The following is a 14,647-nucleotide window of genomic DNA, read 5'->3' on the forward strand; positions in this document are numbered from 1 at the left end:
ACCGGCTCTACTCGAACCGCTCGCGTGACATCACCCGTCACACCGGTGTCACCGCCACCACCACCCCCCGGTCCGCCGCAGGCGACACCGCCGCCGAGACGCGGACCGCCGCCGAGCGGGCCACGCGGCCGGTCCGGGAGGCCATGGCCAGGAGGAGCGGCTGGAGGTGTTCCAGGCCGGAGACGAGGTACTCCTCGCCTGCGAGGAAAAGCGGGCGGGCCGCCAACGCGCCGGCAGCCGCCGTCTCGGTGAGGTCGGCCAGCGGCGGCAGGGAAGCGCGTACGACCCCTGCCCCCACCGTGGCGGCCCGTTCCGCCAGGGCCACCTGGAGCGGGACGAGCGGAGCCAGCGTGGCGGTCAACGCGTCGGCGATGCGCCGGAGTTCGGGGGACGTGTCGCGCAGGACGTCCGCGGCGGCCCGTACCACCGGAGTCAGTACGAGGAGCAGGCCCGCGGCGACCCCCGCCGCCGCGGGCAGCAGCGGTGAGCCCGCGGCGACCAGCTCGCCCAGCGCGTCGGCGGCCTCCTCGACCGCGGGCGCCACCGCGTCGAGGACCGGCAGCAGGCTGTCGCCCAGCGCGGCGAGCAGCACCTGGGCGGGTTCGCTCACGGGATGTGTCGCCAGCGGCGCACCGCTGGTGCCGAGCCGAGTCAGCGTGTCCACCATCCGGTAGAAGGCCTCCTGTGCCTGCGGCGACGCACTCGCCTCGGCCAGCCCGGCCGTGGCCTCCCGCAGGACACGCAGCGCCTCCGCGCCCGAACCGTCGCGGGGATCAAAGGTGTTGACGGCGATTCTGGTGATGTTCCCGGCCGTGTCGAGGAGTTGGCCGGTGATGTCGGTCGTGCTGCGCGCCATGCGCAGTACGTCCTGCCTGCTGGGAAGCGACGGAATCGGGGACATCGGAGCTCTCCTCGCCACGCGCGTACCGCTCGGCCATTGCACTGAGCATGCCCCGCCCGACCTGCCCGGAATGCGCCATCAGGGGCATCCGTGACGGCGTGTGTGACGGCATGCGTGACGGAAACGCCCTCTTGTTGCGGGAGAGTCGAACAGGTACACCTCGCCGTACCGACCCTGTGCCGATCGCAGGCATCACCCAGGAGGTACGACGCGTGCGCCTACCGAGACCTGTCCTGACCGTCACCGTCATCGCCACGGCGACCGGCTCACTCCTGCTCGCCCCGCACAGCGCCACCGCGGACCGCAACCCGCCGGTCAGGGAAGGGTCCGCCCAAGCCCAAGGAAGCGGCGCCGCCAGGAACTCCGCGAGCGCCGCCCTCAACGCCCTCGCCACCCCCGTCACCGACCTCTCCGGCGCCCCCGCCGGCTACCCCCGTGAACAGGTCCTCACCCCGGACCCGGTGAACCCCGCCGACAAGTCCATCAAGCTCGGCCTCACCCCGTACCACGCGATCGCCCCGAAGCTGAACTCCCTTCAGGAGCTGGGCAATCGGGTGAGTGTGGAGGTCGCGGGCGAGTCGGCCGGGGGCCACCGCCTCTACCTCGTCACCGTCACCGCGCCCGAGTCCGCCCGCGAGACGCGCGCCCAGGAGCGGATGCGTGAACTCATCGAGAACGCGCCGCAGTCGGCGGCCAAGGACCCGGCCGTGAAGAAGACCTACAAGACTCCCGTCTTCTTCAACAACAACATCCACGGCAACGAGTGGGAGGGCACGGACGCGGCCCTCGGGCTCATCGAGCAGCTCGCGACGGCCAAGGACAGCAAGACCGCCGACCTCCTCGCCCACAGCCGCCTGTACTTCAACATCACGGCGAACCCCGACGGCCGTATCGCGGGCACCCGCGCCAACGCCAACGGCTTCGACCTGAACCGGGACTTCGTCACCGCCTCGCAGCCCGAGGCCCGCGCGATCCGCCAGATCGGCATCGACAAGCAGCCCGTGGTCATGGTCGATCTGCACGGCTACGTCAACGGAACACTGATCGAGCCGACGACCCCGCCGCACGGCGAGAACTACGAGTACGACCTGTTCCTCAAGAACACCTACGCCAACGCGCTGGGCATGGAGGCCGCCGTCAACGGCCTCGGCTACACACCCGCCGCCGACGGTGTGGAGCCGGCCCAGATCCCCTTCCGCGACCAGGAGGAGGGCTGGGACGACTGGCCGCCGATCTTCACGCCGCAGTACGCGGCGTTCCACGGCACGGTCGCCGCGCACACCGTCGAGATCCCGATGCAGGTGAACAACGCGGCCTACGAGTCGCTGCCGGTCGCGGAGTTGAAGCGGCGCTCCGCGATCAACGTCGCTGTCGCGGGCGCCGCCATGCGCGCGACCCTCGACTTCGCGCAGGCGCAACGGACTTCACTCATCGCCGACCAGATCGAGGTCTTCCGGCGCGGCGTGACCGGAGCCGCGCAGGTACCGGTCTCCGCGGAGACGGTCCCCGGCGTCCCGGGCATCGGCCCCGAGGACGTCTACACGACCGAGTTCCCCCGCGCGTACGTCATTCCGGGCGGCGCCACACAGCGCTCCGCGACCGCCGCCGCCCGCCTCGTCGACCACCTCCTCGCCAACGACGTGCGCGTCACCCGCGCGACCGCCGGATTCCGGCTCGCGGGACGGTCGTACGCGAAGGGCAGTTACGTCGTCGACCTGCGTCAGCCCAAGCGCGGGATGGCCAATGTGCTGCTGGCGGACGGGACGGACATCAGCGACAAGGTGTCGGTGATGTACGACATCTCGGGGTGGAGTCTGGGCCGGCTGTGGGGCGCGACGGTCACGCCCGTGCCTGGCGGCACCAGTCTGACGGCCGTCCCGCTGCGCACGGTCGGCGCGGCCACGGACGTCGGGTACGTCGCCCCGCGCGGCGACCTGAGGCTCCGCCTCGACGACCCGCAGGAGATCGCAGCCCTCAACTCCCTCTTGAATCAGGGAGTTTCGGTACAGCAGGCCGCCGACGGCAGTGCGATCGTGCCGGCCTCCGCCCGGGCGAAGGCCGTCGTCGCCGCCCGTGAGTACGACGTCGCCTTCGACGCGACGAAGGTGACCGGTGGCACTCCCCTGCGTCTCACCCGGGTCGCCGCCGCTGTCACCCCGGGCGAGCTGTTCGCGCTGCGCGAGATGAACTTCGACGTGGTCCCGGTGTCGACGGCCATCCTCAACGCGGGCTTCAACTGGTCCGGTGCGGATGTGCTGTTCGTTTCATCCGGGCTCAGCCACACGGGCCTCAACGCGTCCGCACGGGCCGCGCTGGGCGCCTTCCTGGACACCCATGGCCTGGTGGGGCGCGGAGCCACCGGCGCCGCCCTCAACGCCGCCACAGGGCTGCTCACCGTCAGGCCGGTGGCGGGCGACGGGGACGCCAACGGCGTTGTACGGGTGGTGAATTCGGGCGCGGTGACCGCAGGCGCCCCCGACCACAGCTTCGTCTACGCCCCGCTCTGGTTCACCGACCTCGGCCCCGGGGTCCGCGTGGAGCAGTCGTACGCGACGGGCGATCCGCTCGTCTCCGGGCACTGGCGCGCGCTGGCCGACGGCACGGCCGGGCCCGCGGCGGCGGGGGGCCAGGCTTCGGTCGTCAGTGGTCCGCACGCGGTCCTCTTCGGGACGGAACCGCTCTTCCGCGACCATCCGAAGGGTGAATTCCCGCAGGTGGCACGGGCGTTGCTCACACTTCCGCAGTAGCAGGGCCCATACGACAGAGGCCGCACCCCACGTCCTTGGGGTGCGGCCTCCGTCGTGTGCAACGACTGCGGTCAGACGAGCGTCACGGTGATGTTGCCGCGCGTCGCCTTCGAGTAGGGGCAGACCTGGTGGGCCTTCTCGAGCAGCGCCGTGGCCGTCGCCGTATCCACGTTCGGGATGGCGGCGGAGATCTCGACGATGAGCCCGAACCCGTCCTCGTTCTTGCCTATGCCGACCTTCGCGGTGACGGTCGATCCGGAGATGTCAGCCTTCTCCTGACGGGCCACGACGCCGAGGGCGCCCTGGAAGCAGGCGCTGTAACCGGCGGCGAACAGCTGCTCCGGGTTGGTCCCGGCGCCGCTGCCGCCCATCTCCTTGGGCGGATTGAGGACGACGTCGATCTTGCCGTCATCGGTGGCTACTCGGCCGTCGCGGCCGTTCTCGGCGGTGGCGACGGCGGTGTACAGGACGTCTGACTGCTGGATGGACATACGGTGCGTTCCTCCTTGGTCCGCCGCGACTCGCGCCCGCGATCGCGACGATTCTGGAAAGAAGTTACCGCATGCCGGAAATCCAACAGAAGGGCGGGGATCGGAAGCCCGGCAGAACGGCGGGCAAAGGTCAGAGCTTGACGATCATCTTTCCGGTGTTGTCGCCGCGCAGGACCCCGAGGAACGCCTCCAGGTTGTTCTCGATGCCCTCGACAACCGTCTCGCGGTACTTGAGCGTGCCCGAGGCGACCCAGGGGCCGACCTCCTGGACGAACTGCGACTGGAGGTCGTAGTGGTCGCCGACGAGGAAGCCCTCGATACGGCCGCGGGTCTGGATCAGGCGGGCGAGGTTCCTCGGGCCGGGGACGGGCTCGGTGCTGTTGTAGACGGAGATCGCGCCGCAGATCGCGATGCGGCCGTCCCGGTTGAGCTGGCCGATGGCCGCCTCCAGGTGGTCACCGCCGACGTTGTCGAAGTAGACGTCCACGCCGTCGGGGGCGGCCTCGCGCAGCTGTGCGTTCACCGGGCCGCTCTTGTAGTTGAACGCGGCGTCGAAGCCGTACTCCTCGATGAGCAGTTTGACCTTCTCGTCGGAGCCCGCCGAGCCGATGACGCGCGAGGCGCCCTTGAGCTTGGCGATCTGGCCGACCTGGCTGCCGACCGCGCCGGCGGCGCCCGACACGAACACGGAGTCGCCCTCCTTGAAGGAGGCGGTGCGCAGGAGACCGGCGTACGCGGTGAGGCCGGTCATGCCAAGGACACCGAGGTACGTGCTCAGCGGCGCGGCCTCCGGGTCCACCTTGACCGCCTGCTTGGCGTCGACCACGGCGTACTCGCGCCAGCCGAGGAAGTGCAGTACGTGGTCGCCGGCCTCGATGCCCTCGGCGTTGGAGACGACGACCTCGCCGACCGCGCCGCCCTGCATGACCTTGCCCAGCTCGAAGGGGGCGACGTACGACTTGGCGGCGCTCATGCGGCCGCGCATATATGGGTCGACGGAGAGGTACTTGTTCCGTACCAGCACCTGGCCCTCACCCGGCTGCTTCACCTCGGCCTCGACCAGGGCGAAGTCCTCGGGCTTGGGCCAGCCTTCCGGGCGGCTGACCAGGTGCCATTCGCGGCTGACGGCGGGGAGCTGGGGGGTGTCGGTCATGGGAGGGCGCCTTTCCTGCGGGTTGCTGCGGGTGCTGTCTGCGGCTCTGACGGCTCAGGTATTTCAGGTATTTCAGTACCTGAAACAACCATGCTCCTGAATATTTCATGATGTCAAGTAACGGGGTACTCTGGAACGCATGGCCACGCAGAAGACCCCCCGTATCGACCCGCTGACGCTGGAGGTCGTCGACCTCATCGGCACGGTGGTGGCGCGATATCACGAGGAGTACGAGGACGCCGCCGGCGAGCATGCGCTGACGGGCGCACAGGCGCGGCTGCTGAGCCTGCTGTCGCTGGAGCCGCTGCCGATGCGGCGGCTCGCGCAGAAGCTGAAGTGTGAACCGTCCAATGTCACCGGGATCGTGGACCGGTTGGAGGTGCGGGGGCTGGTCGAGCGGCGGCCGGATCCTACGGATCGCCGGGTCAAGCTGGCGGCGGCCACGGAGGAGGGGCTGCGGGTTGCTCGCAGTCTGCGGGAATCACTCCGCTTTGCGCGGGAGCCGTTGGCGGGGCTGTCGCGGGAGGAGCGGGTGTCGCTGCGCGGGCTGCTTCAGCGGATGCTCGCCGCGTAGTGAGTGCTGGGGTCCGGGTTTTCGCCCCCTCCACCCCTACCCGCCCCTTGCTCCTGAGGGCTCCGCCCCAGACCCCCGTGTCGCGCTGAACGCGCCTGCCCTCAAGCGCCGGACAGGCTGAAAACCCTTACGCGCACCACCACAAGATCCGGTCGCACGACTTCGAAGGTGAAGGCTCCGGTGTCGGGTCGGCCGAGGTCGGGTCGCTGCTCGGGGGCCGGGAGGTCTCGGTGGGTGTCGTGGACTCGGGGGCCGAGGTCTCCGGGGTGGTGATCGTCGAGGCCGAACCCTCATCGCCGTCCTCCGCCTCGGCGGACTCCGAGGCGGATACGGATGCGGACGGCGAGGCCGACTCGGAGGCCGAGGGTGAGGCGCCGGCCGAGGCGCCGGTGGAGCCTGCCGTGTCATCGATGGGCAGGGCGGTCTCGGCCGAGGTGTTGGCGCCTCCCTCGGGTGACTCGTCGGCCGTCGCGGCCTTCGGGCTGGACCCCGGGGCCTCCACGCCGAGTTCGGCGAGGCTCAGGCCGCCCGCGGCGAGAAGCAGGCCGGCGCCGACTATCAGGGCTCCACGGCGCCTTCGCCGGTGCGCGGCGGCCTTCCGGTCCCGGCGGCTGCCCCCGCCCGCGGCGGAACCCCGACGCCGCCCACGGGGACCCGTGTCGTCGTCATCGTGCCCGTCGTCGACACCGTCCTCCGCTTTCGGACGCGATTCGACCGCGTCCGCGTGTTCGCGGACCTTTTCGGCCGGTGTGCCGCACCCCGGACATGCAAGGGCGCCATTGAGGTGCCTGTGGCACGGGAGGCAGTAGTCCATGACGCCGGAAGACTAAGTTCCCCACAGGTAACGTTCATAGTCACAGCTGTGAATGTTCTGTGGGGAACCACCCGTTCCGGTGGCCGAGTTGGGGACGCCCCCGCACATTCCCCGCCATCCCCAGGCATCCCTCGCGCATCACATCGAAACCGTTGAGTGTTCAACCCATTGACACCCCCCGGGCCGCCTCCTTACTGTCACGCCAACATTTCGAACGGATGACGAAATTTCGAACAGAATCGAAGAGCACAGGGGGCAACTGCCGTGCGCATCACGGGAATCAGCACACACGTGGTCGGGACGCCCTGGCGGAACCTGACGTACGTCCAGGTGCACACCGACGAAGGTGTCACCGGAGTCGGCGAGACCCGCATGCTGGGCCACACCGACGCGCTGATCGGCTATCTGCGCGAGGCGGAGGCCCACCACATCCTCGGCTCGGACCCCTTCGCTGTCGAGGATCTCGTCCAGCGGATGAAGTACGGCGACTACGGCCGGGCCGGCGAGATCGTGATGTCCGGTATCGCCGTCGTCGAGATGGCCTGCTGGGACATCAAGGGCAAGGCGCTCGGCGTGCCCGTCTGGCAGCTGCTCGGCGGCACGGTCACCGACAGGGTCAAGGCGTACGCCAACGGTTGGTACACCACCGAGCGGACCCCGGAGGCCTATCACAAGGCCGCTCAGGAGGTCGTCGCGCGCGGATACAAGGCGCTCAAGATCGACCCGTTCGGCACCGGGCACTTCGAGCTCGACCACGAGGCCACCCTCTATTCCGTCTCGCTGATCGAGGCCGTGCGCGACGCGATCGGACCCGGGACCGAGTTGATGCTGGAGATGCACGGCCGCTTCTCGCCCTCGACCGCCGTCCGGCTCGCCCGCGAACTCGCGCCCTTCAGACCCGCCTGGCTGGAGGAGCCGGTTCCGCCGGAGAACCTCAAGGCACTGGAGAAGGTCGCCGCCAAGGTGGACATACCGCTCGCCACCGGCGAACGCATCCACGACCGCATCGAGTTCCGTGAGCTGTTCGAGAGCCAGGCCGTCGACATCATCCAGCCCGACGTCGGTCACATCGGGGGTATCTGGGAGACCCGGAAACTGGCCGCCACCGCCGAGGCGCACTACATACTCGTCGCGCCGCACAACGTGGGCGGGCCGGTCCTGACCGCCGCCTCCCTCCAAGTCGGCTTCTCCTCGCCGAACTTCAAGATCCTGGAGCACTTCAACGACTTCGCGGACGCGGAGATCAAGAAGGTCGTGAAGGGGGCCCCTGAGGTCGTCGACGGGTACTTCCACCTCTCCTACGCGCCCGGCCTCGGTGTCGAGCTGGACGTCGACGCGGCGGCCGAATTCCCGCAGCAGCAGGCCCGGTTCGACCTGTGGGCGGACGGCTGGGAGCAGCGCAGGCCGAAGTGCGCTCAGTGAGTACGGGGAAGGCGGTCCTTCTCACGGCCCCGGGCGAGCACCGGCTGACCGCCCATGAGCCCAGGCGGCCGGATGCCGGCGAGGCTCTTGTGCGTGTGCACGCCGTCGGTATCTGCGGCAGCGACCGCGAGGTCTACCAGGGCAACCGGCCCAAGGGGTATGTCCGTTACCCCCTCATCCCCGGCCACGAGTGGTCCGGGACGGTGGACGCGATCGGTGCCGGGGTGCCGCCCGCTCTCGTCGGGCGCAAGGTCGTCGGGGAGGGCTTCCGCAACTGTCAGGTCTGCGACCGCTGTCACGCGGGCGAGACCACGCTGTGCACGGCGGGGTACGAGGAGACCGGCTTCACCCAGCCCGGCGCGATGGCCGCCACCCTCACCCTGCCCGCCCGCCTCCTCCATGTCCTGCCGTACGAGGCCGACTTGACGGCGGCGGCCCTGCTGGAGCCCGCCGCGTGCATCGCGGCCGCCGCGCTCAAGGCCGCCGCACTGCCCGGAGAGCGGGTCGCGGTCGTCGGCACCGGCACACTCGGGATGTTCGCCGTGCAGTTCCTCACGGCGGGCTCCCCGGCCGAACTGCTGGTCGTCGGCACCCGCCCCGACCGCGCGGAGCTGTCCAGGACGTTCGGCGCCACCGACTTCCGTACGAAGGAACAGGTACTGCCCGACGACTTCGATGTGGTCATCGAGACCGCCGGGTCCGCCTCCGCCGCGCGCACCGCCGCCTCCCTGCTCCGGCGTGGCGGACGCCTGGTCCTCACGGGTATCCCGGCGCCGGGCGCGGAGGGTCTCGACCCCACCGATCTCGTCGTACGACAGCTGGAGGTGCACACCGTGTTCGGGGCGCCGCCGGCTGCCTGGGCCCACACGGTGCGGGTGTTCGGCGCCGGGCTCCTCGACCCGTTGCCGCTGGTCACGCACGAGCTGCCGCTCGCCGAGTTCCCGGCGGCCATCGAGCTGGTGGGGTCCGGCGACCCGAAGGTCGGAAAGGTCCTGCTGCGCCCATGAACCAAGTCGTTCCCGGCCCACGAAACCAGGTCGCTCTCAGCCGAGCACCAGACCGTTCCCATCCCACGAACCACGTCGCCGCCCGCCACACACCAAGCCGTCCCCGACCCACGAACCACGTCGCCGCCCGCCACACACCAAGCCGTCCCCGACCCACGAACCGCGTCGTCTGCCGCCACACACCAAGCCGTCCCCAGCCCACGAACCACGCCGTCCCCCGCCACCCACCAGGCCATTCCCAACCCACGAACCACATCGCCCCCCGCCACACACCAGGCCGTTCCCAGCCCATGAGCCGACTCCTTCCGCTCGCCTGAGCAGTACGCCGGTGTGGGGTGCCCGACCGCACCACACCGGCGCACTCCCACCGGCCCGAACCATGTTCGGGATATCGAACGCACTCCAGTCAACAAACGCGAAGGACAGCTTGTGACCGACGTCCCGCCTCCGGCAGCCCGTCGACCCGGCGAGCAGGCGCTCGCCGCGCTCGGCCTGGGCGCGCCGCCCCTCTCCCCCGCCGACGCCTCGCCGCACAGCTTCCCGGGGGGCGGCCGCTGGCGTACCGAGGTCCCGTCCGTCGAGGGTCCCGAGGCCCTTGCCGTGGTCCTCAAGGAGTCCTCGCGGCTCGATGTGCCGATCCACCGGATCAGCCAGGGCAGCGGCGTCTGGATGCTGACCGACTCCGAGATCACCGAGATGGTCGAGGCCACGGCCGAACACGCCATCGAGCTCTGCCTGTTCACCGGGCCGCGCGGCACCTGGGACATCGGCGGCTCGGTGCGCTCCGACTCGCGGGGCGGCGGGCTGCGCGCCCGGGGCCACGACGCGGTTGCCGGATGCGTCGAAGACGCCCTGCGGGCAACGGAGTTGGGTGTCACGTGCCTGCTCGTCGCCGACGAGGGTGTGCTGTGGACGCTGCACCGGGCACGCGTCGCCGGGATCATCCCGGCCGACACGACCCTCAAGCTCTCGGCGCTGGTGGGCCCCGTCAACCCGGCCTCGTACGCCGTGTACGAGAACCTCGGCGCGGACTCCCTCAACGTGCCGAGTGATCTGACGCTCACTCACCTGACCGAGATCCGGCGGGTTTCCGCCGCCCCCATGGACATGTACATCGAGGCCCCCGACGACCTCGGCGGGTACGTGCGGATGTACGAGGTCGCCGAGCTGATCCGGCGTGGCGCACCGCTCTATCTGAAGTTCGGCCTCTCCAAGGCGCCCGGCATCTACCCCTACGGACACCACCTGCGGGAGCTGACCCTGAGCACCGCCCGGGAACGGGTGCGGCGCGGCCGGCTCGCTCTGGACCTGCTCAGGCGGCACGGAGCCGCCGGTGACATGGCGCCGCTCGGTTCCCGACTGCCGGGCGTACTCAGGCGATTCGAAACGCCCTCATAACGTTCCGCGCCAACCCCCTTCACAAAAGTCGACGCAGCCGCACACAATCCCACACACCTGTTCCCGGTCCCACTTCCCCCCCCCATCGGAAGCGTCCCCGCACCGCCAGACCGAACCGGCCCACACATCAAGGATGATGATCATGCGTAACCGCAGAGCCGCACTCGCCGCCATAGCCGGAGCCGCTTCCCTCGCCCTCACCCTCTCCGCCTGCGGGCAGAGCAGCGAGGGCGGCAGCGAGGACAAGGCGACCGATGCCGGCGACGCCACCATCGGCATCTCCATGCCCACCAAGTCCTCCGAGCGCTGGATCGCCGACGGCGCCAACGTCGTCAAGAACCTGGAGGCCAAGGGCTTCAAGACCAAGCTGGCCTTCGGCGAGGACGAGCCGGACCAGCAGGTCTCGCAGATCGAGAACATGATCACGCAGGGCGTGGACGCGCTGATCGTCGCCGCGATCGACAACAAGTCCCTCAACAACGTGCTCCAGCAGGCCAAGGACGCCGACATCCCGGTGATCTCCTACGACCGCCTGATCCTCGGTACGGAGAACGTCGACTACTACGCGTCGTTCGACAACGAGAAGGTCGGCGAGCTCCAGGGCTCCTACATCGTCGAGAAGCTCGGGCTGAAGGACGGCAGCGAGAAGGGTCCCTTCAACCTCGAACTGTTCGCGGGCTCGAACGACGACAACAACACCCGGTACTTCTTCCAGGGCGCGATGACCGTCCTCCAGCCGTACATCGACGAGGGCAAGCTCGTCGTCAAGTCCGGGCAGACAGAGCTGACCCAGGTCACCACCCTGCGCTGGGACGGCGCCACCGCGCAGCGGCGCATGGACGACATCCTCACCGCCTCGTACAAGAGCGGCCGGGTCGACGCGGTGCTCTCGCCGTACGACGGCATCTCCATCGGCATCATCTCGGCGCTGAAGTCGGACGGTTACGGCAGTGCGAGCAAGCCGCTGCCGGTCGTCACCGGGCAGGACGCCGAGGTCGCCTCGGTGAAGTCGATCATCGCCGGCGAGCAGTCGATGACCGTCTACAAGGACACCCGTGAACTCGCCAAGGTGGCCTCGAACATGGTCGACGCGGTCCTCAATGACAAGAAGCCCGAGACCAACGACACCAAGACGTACGACAACGGCGCGAAGGTCGTGCCCGCGTACCTGCTGGTGCCCGTGAGCGTGGACAAGGCCAACTACCAGAAGGTCGTCGTCGACTCCGGCTACATCAAGGAAAGCGACCTCAAGTAGCGGGGGGCGAGCTCAAGCAGCCTCCGCACTCTAGGGATTGGAAGGCACGACCATGGCGGGACCCGTCCTGGAAATGCGCTCGATCGTCAAGACCTTTCCCGGCGTCAAGGCGCTGTCGGACGTCACGCTGACCGTCCGTCAGGGCGAGGTCCACGCCATCTGCGGGGAGAACGGAGCCGGCAAGTCGACCTTGATGAAGGTCCTCTCCGGCCTCCACCCGCACGGGAGTTACCAGGGAGACGTCCTCTTCGAGGGCGAGATCTGTACGTTCAAGGACATCAGGGCCAGTGAGCAGCACGGCATCGTGATCATCCATCAGGAGCTGGCCCTGGTGCCCTACCTCTCCATCGCGGAGAACATCTTCCTCGGCAACGAACACGCCACGCGCGGGTTCATCAACTGGAACGAGACCCTGCGGCACGCCTCCGAGCTGCTGCGCCGGGTCGGCCTGGGCGACCATCCGGAGACCCGCGTCACCGACATCGGCGTGGGCAAACAGCAGCTGGTGGAGATCGCCAAGGCGCTGTCGAAGAAGGTGAAGCTGCTCATCCTGGATGAGCCGACCGCCGCGCTGAACGACGAGGACAGCGGCAAACTCCTCGATCTCATCCTGGAGTTGAAGAGGCAGGGCATCACCTCGATCATCATCTCCCACAAGCTGAACGAGATCCGCAGGGTCGCGGACTCGGTGACGATCCTGCGCGACGGGAAGTCCATCGAGACCCTCGACGTGAAGGCAGCCGAGACCACCGAGGACCGGATCATCAGCGGCATGGTCGGCCGCGACCTCGACCACCGTTTCCCCGAACGCACCCCGTACGAGGGGGTGGTGGGCGAGGCCCCGGCCCTGGAGATCCGCAACTGGACCGTGCTCCACCCGATCGACCAGCAGCGCAAGGTGGTCGACGACGTGTCGATCAGCGTCAGGCGCGGCGAGATCGTCGGCATCGCAGGCCTGATGGGCGCCGGCCGTACCGAGCTCGCGATGAGCGTCTTCGGGCGCTCCTACGGCCGGTACGCGGGCGGCACGGTCTTCAGGGACGGCAAGGAGATCCGGACGAAGTCCGTCCCCGAGGCGGTCGGACACGGGATCGCGTACGTCACCGAGGACCGCAAGCACTACGGCCTCAACCTCATCGACACCATCAACCGCAACATCTCGCTCAGCGCCCTGGGCAAGGTCTCCCGGCACGGTGTCGTGGACGAGCACGAGGAGCGGCAGGTCGCCGAGGGCTTCCGTAAGTCCATGAACATCAAGGCGCCGACCGTCTTCGAGCCGGTGGGCAAGCTGTCGGGCGGCAACCAGCAGAAGGTCGTCCTCAGCAAGTGGATCTTCGCGGGCCCGGAGGTGCTCCTGCTGGACGAGCCGACCCGGGGCATCGACGTGGGAGCCAAGTTCGAGATCTACACGGTCATCGACAAGCTGGCCGCCGAGGGCAAGGCGGTCGTGTTCATCTCCTCCGAGCTGCCGGAGCTGCTCGGGATGTGCGACCGCGTCTACACGATGGCCGCGGGGCGGCTGACCGGTGAGTTCTCGCGGGCGGAGGCCTCCCAGGAAACGCTGATGCGCCAGATGACAAAGGACAAAGAGGTAACGCGATGAGCACGGATCTGACCGCCAGGACGCCGGCCCCCGCGCCGCCCGGAAAGAGCGGATCGGCGGCGGGCGGCGGGTTGCTCCGGCTGGTGCTGGCCGGTCTGCGCCGCAACATGCGCCAGTACGGCATGCTGATCGCCCTCGGCCTGATCGTGGCGCTGTTCGCGGTGTGGACGGACGGCGACCTGCTGCTGCCGCGCAACGTCTCCAACCTGGTCCTGCAGAACAGCTACATCCTGATCCTCGCGATCGGCATGATGCTGGTGATCATCGCGGGCCATATCGACCTGTCCGTCGGCTCGCTGACCGCGTTCGTGGGCGCGTTCGCGGCCGTACTGACCGTGCAGCACGATGTGCCGTGGCCGGTCGCCGTGGTGCTGTGCCTGATGATGGGCGCGCTGGCGGGCGCGGTGCAGGGGTTCTTGATCGCCTACGGCGGCATACCGTCGTTCATCGTCACCCTCGCCGGCATGCTGATCTTCCGCGGTCTGACGGAGATCCTGCTGGAGGGGCGGACCCTCGGCCCGTTCCCGGGCGGGCTACAGGATCTCGGCAACGGCTTCCTGCCGGAGGCCGGTCCGAACACCAACTACCACAACATCACCCTGCTGCTCGGCCTCGCCCTGATCGTCTTCGCGGTCCTCCAGGAGGTCCGCGACCGGAGGCGCCAGCAGGAGTTCTCGCTCGACGTGGTGCCCAGGAACCTCTTCCTGCTCAAGCTGGTCGCCATCAGCGCCGCGATCCTCGTCGTCACCATGCTGCTCGCCAGCTACAAGGGTGCGCCGATCATCCTGCTGGTCCTCGGCGTGCTGGTGGTCGGCTACGGCTACGTCATGCGCAACGCGGTCTTCGGCCGTCACATCTACGCGATCGGCGGCAACCTGCCGGCGGCGAAGCTGTCCGGCATCAGGGACAAGAAGGTCACCTTCCTGGTCTTCCTGAACATGGGCGCGCTCGCGGCCCTGGCGGGTCTGGCGATCGCCGCACGCCTCAACGCGGCCTCACCGAAGGCGGGCCTGAACTACGAACTGGAGGCGATCGCCTCTGCGTTCATCGGCGGCGCGTCCATGAGCGGCGGCGTCGGGACCGTCCTCGGCGCGATCATCGGCGGTCTGGTCCTCGGTGTACTGAACAACGGCATGAACCTTCTGAGCGTCGGCTCCGACTGGCAACTGGTCATCAAGGGCCTTGCCCTGCTGGCGGCGGTCGGCTTCGACGTGTGGAACAAGCGCAAGGTCGGTTCGTAAGAGGTCGCGCAGATAGGCATGGTGGGGCTACCCCGGAAGGA

At 69.0% G+C, this 14,647-nt stretch carries 12 protein-coding genes; 8 read left to right on the plus strand and 4 right to left on the minus strand.

Annotated elements, in window-relative coordinates:
- Window positions 1-37: 37 nt before the first annotated feature.
- The gene (locus ACIPC1_RS02890; protein ID WP_402512698.1) at window positions 38-901 is read right to left on the minus strand and encodes a hypothetical protein; all 864 of its coding nucleotides are present in this window, start codon (window positions 899-901) and stop codon (window positions 38-40) included.
- Window positions 902-1,113: 212 nt separating this feature from the next.
- Here ACIPC1_RS02890 and ACIPC1_RS02895 point away from each other — a divergent pair, with 212 nt between their 5' ends.
- The gene (locus tag ACIPC1_RS02895; protein ID WP_402512700.1) at window positions 1,114-3,648 is read left to right on the plus strand and encodes a M14 family zinc carboxypeptidase; all 2,535 of its coding nucleotides are present in this window, start codon (window positions 1,114-1,116) and stop codon (window positions 3,646-3,648) included.
- A gap of 71 nt (window positions 3,649-3,719) precedes the next feature.
- Here the strand turns inward: ACIPC1_RS02895 and ACIPC1_RS02900 are convergent, their stop codons facing one another.
- Window positions 3,720-4,139, minus strand: a complete 420-nt coding sequence (locus ACIPC1_RS02900) for an organic hydroperoxide resistance protein (protein ID WP_384385612.1) — start codon at window positions 4,137-4,139, stop codon at window positions 3,720-3,722.
- A gap of 130 nt (window positions 4,140-4,269) precedes the next feature.
- Entirely contained in the window at window positions 4,270-5,292 is a 1,023-nt protein-coding gene (locus ACIPC1_RS02905; RefSeq protein WP_402512702.1) for an NADP-dependent oxidoreductase, read from the minus strand.
- A 139-nt stretch (window positions 5,293-5,431) separates the two neighbouring features.
- On the opposite strand from ACIPC1_RS02905, the gene ACIPC1_RS02910 reads away from it, so the two are divergent.
- Window positions 5,432-5,866 (plus strand): MarR family winged helix-turn-helix transcriptional regulator, encoded by a 435-nt coding sequence (locus ACIPC1_RS02910; RefSeq protein ID WP_402512703.1) that lies wholly within the window; start codon window positions 5,432-5,434, stop codon window positions 5,864-5,866.
- 127 nt (window positions 5,867-5,993) lie between these two features.
- Here the strand turns inward: ACIPC1_RS02910 and ACIPC1_RS02915 are convergent, their stop codons facing one another.
- Entirely contained in the window at window positions 5,994-6,680 is a 687-nt protein-coding gene (locus tag ACIPC1_RS02915; protein ID WP_402512705.1) for a hypothetical protein, read from the minus strand.
- 264 nt (window positions 6,681-6,944) lie between these two features.
- Here ACIPC1_RS02915 and ACIPC1_RS02920 point away from each other — a divergent pair, with 264 nt between their 5' ends.
- The 6 genes from ACIPC1_RS02920 to mmsB all read left to right on the plus strand — a co-directional run bounded on the left by ACIPC1_RS02920 (window position 6,945) and on the right by mmsB (window position 14,606).
- Window positions 6,945-8,102, plus strand: coding sequence for a mandelate racemase/muconate lactonizing enzyme family protein (locus tag ACIPC1_RS02920; protein ID WP_402512707.1), 1,158 nt, complete (start codon window positions 6,945-6,947; stop codon window positions 8,100-8,102).
- A complete protein-coding gene (locus ACIPC1_RS02925; protein ID WP_402512709.1) occupies window positions 8,090-9,109 on the plus strand; it encodes a zinc-binding dehydrogenase in 1,020 nt (339 codons plus the stop codon). Before ACIPC1_RS02920 ends, ACIPC1_RS02925 begins: the two co-directional genes overlap by 13 nt.
- Before the next feature lie 429 nt (window positions 9,110-9,538).
- Window positions 9,539-10,507 carry a hypothetical protein gene (locus ACIPC1_RS02930; protein ID WP_402512711.1) on the plus strand — a complete coding sequence of 323 codons (969 nt, stop codon included), beginning with the start codon at window positions 9,539-9,541 and terminating at the stop codon, window positions 10,505-10,507.
- 142 nt (window positions 10,508-10,649) lie between these two features.
- Window positions 10,650-11,762: a multiple monosaccharide ABC transporter substrate-binding protein gene (gene chvE, locus ACIPC1_RS02935; protein ID WP_402512712.1), complete on the plus strand. Its 1,113-nt coding sequence runs from the start codon at window positions 10,650-10,652 to the stop codon at window positions 11,760-11,762.
- 52 nt (window positions 11,763-11,814) lie between these two features.
- Window positions 11,815-13,365 (plus strand): multiple monosaccharide ABC transporter ATP-binding protein, encoded by a 1,551-nt coding sequence (mmsA, locus tag ACIPC1_RS02940; RefSeq protein WP_402512713.1) that lies wholly within the window; start codon window positions 11,815-11,817, stop codon window positions 13,363-13,365.
- Window positions 13,362-14,606 carry a multiple monosaccharide ABC transporter permease gene (mmsB, locus tag ACIPC1_RS02945; protein ID WP_402512714.1) on the plus strand — a complete coding sequence of 415 codons (1,245 nt, stop codon included), beginning with the start codon at window positions 13,362-13,364 and terminating at the stop codon, window positions 14,604-14,606. The genes mmsA and mmsB overlap by 4 nt, the downstream gene beginning before the upstream one ends.
- The last annotated feature ends 41 nt before the right edge of the window (window positions 14,607-14,647 follow it).

Origin of the sequence: Streptomyces sp. NPDC087263 (assembly GCF_044744645.1) — a bacterium.
Lineage (GTDB): Bacteria > Actinomycetota > Actinomycetes > Streptomycetales > Streptomycetaceae > Streptomyces.

What these genes read in the sequence shown, in the direction of transcription:
- chvE (WP_402512712.1), top strand. Translation starts at nt 10,650, where the DNA reads ATGCGTAACCGCAGAGCCGCACTCGCCGCCATAGCCGGAGCCGCTTCC.
- ACIPC1_RS02890 (WP_402512698.1), bottom strand. Translation starts at nt 901, where the DNA reads ATGTCCCCGATTCCGTCGCTTCCCAGCAGGCAGGACGTACTGCGCATG.
- ACIPC1_RS02910 (WP_402512703.1), top strand. Translation starts at nt 5,432, where the DNA reads ATGGCCACGCAGAAGACCCCCCGTATCGACCCGCTGACGCTGGAGGTC.
- mmsA (WP_402512713.1), top strand. Translation starts at nt 11,815, where the DNA reads ATGGCGGGACCCGTCCTGGAAATGCGCTCGATCGTCAAGACCTTTCCC.
- ACIPC1_RS02900 (WP_384385612.1), bottom strand. Translation starts at nt 4,139, where the DNA reads ATGTCCATCCAGCAGTCAGACGTCCTGTACACCGCCGTCGCCACCGCC.
- ACIPC1_RS02915 (WP_402512705.1), bottom strand. Translation starts at nt 6,680, where the DNA reads ATGGACTACTGCCTCCCGTGCCACAGGCACCTCAATGGCGCCCTTGCA.
- mmsB (WP_402512714.1), top strand. Translation starts at nt 13,362, where the DNA reads ATGAGCACGGATCTGACCGCCAGGACGCCGGCCCCCGCGCCGCCCGGA.
- ACIPC1_RS02905 (WP_402512702.1), bottom strand. Translation starts at nt 5,292, where the DNA reads ATGACCGACACCCCCCAGCTCCCCGCCGTCAGCCGCGAATGGCACCTG.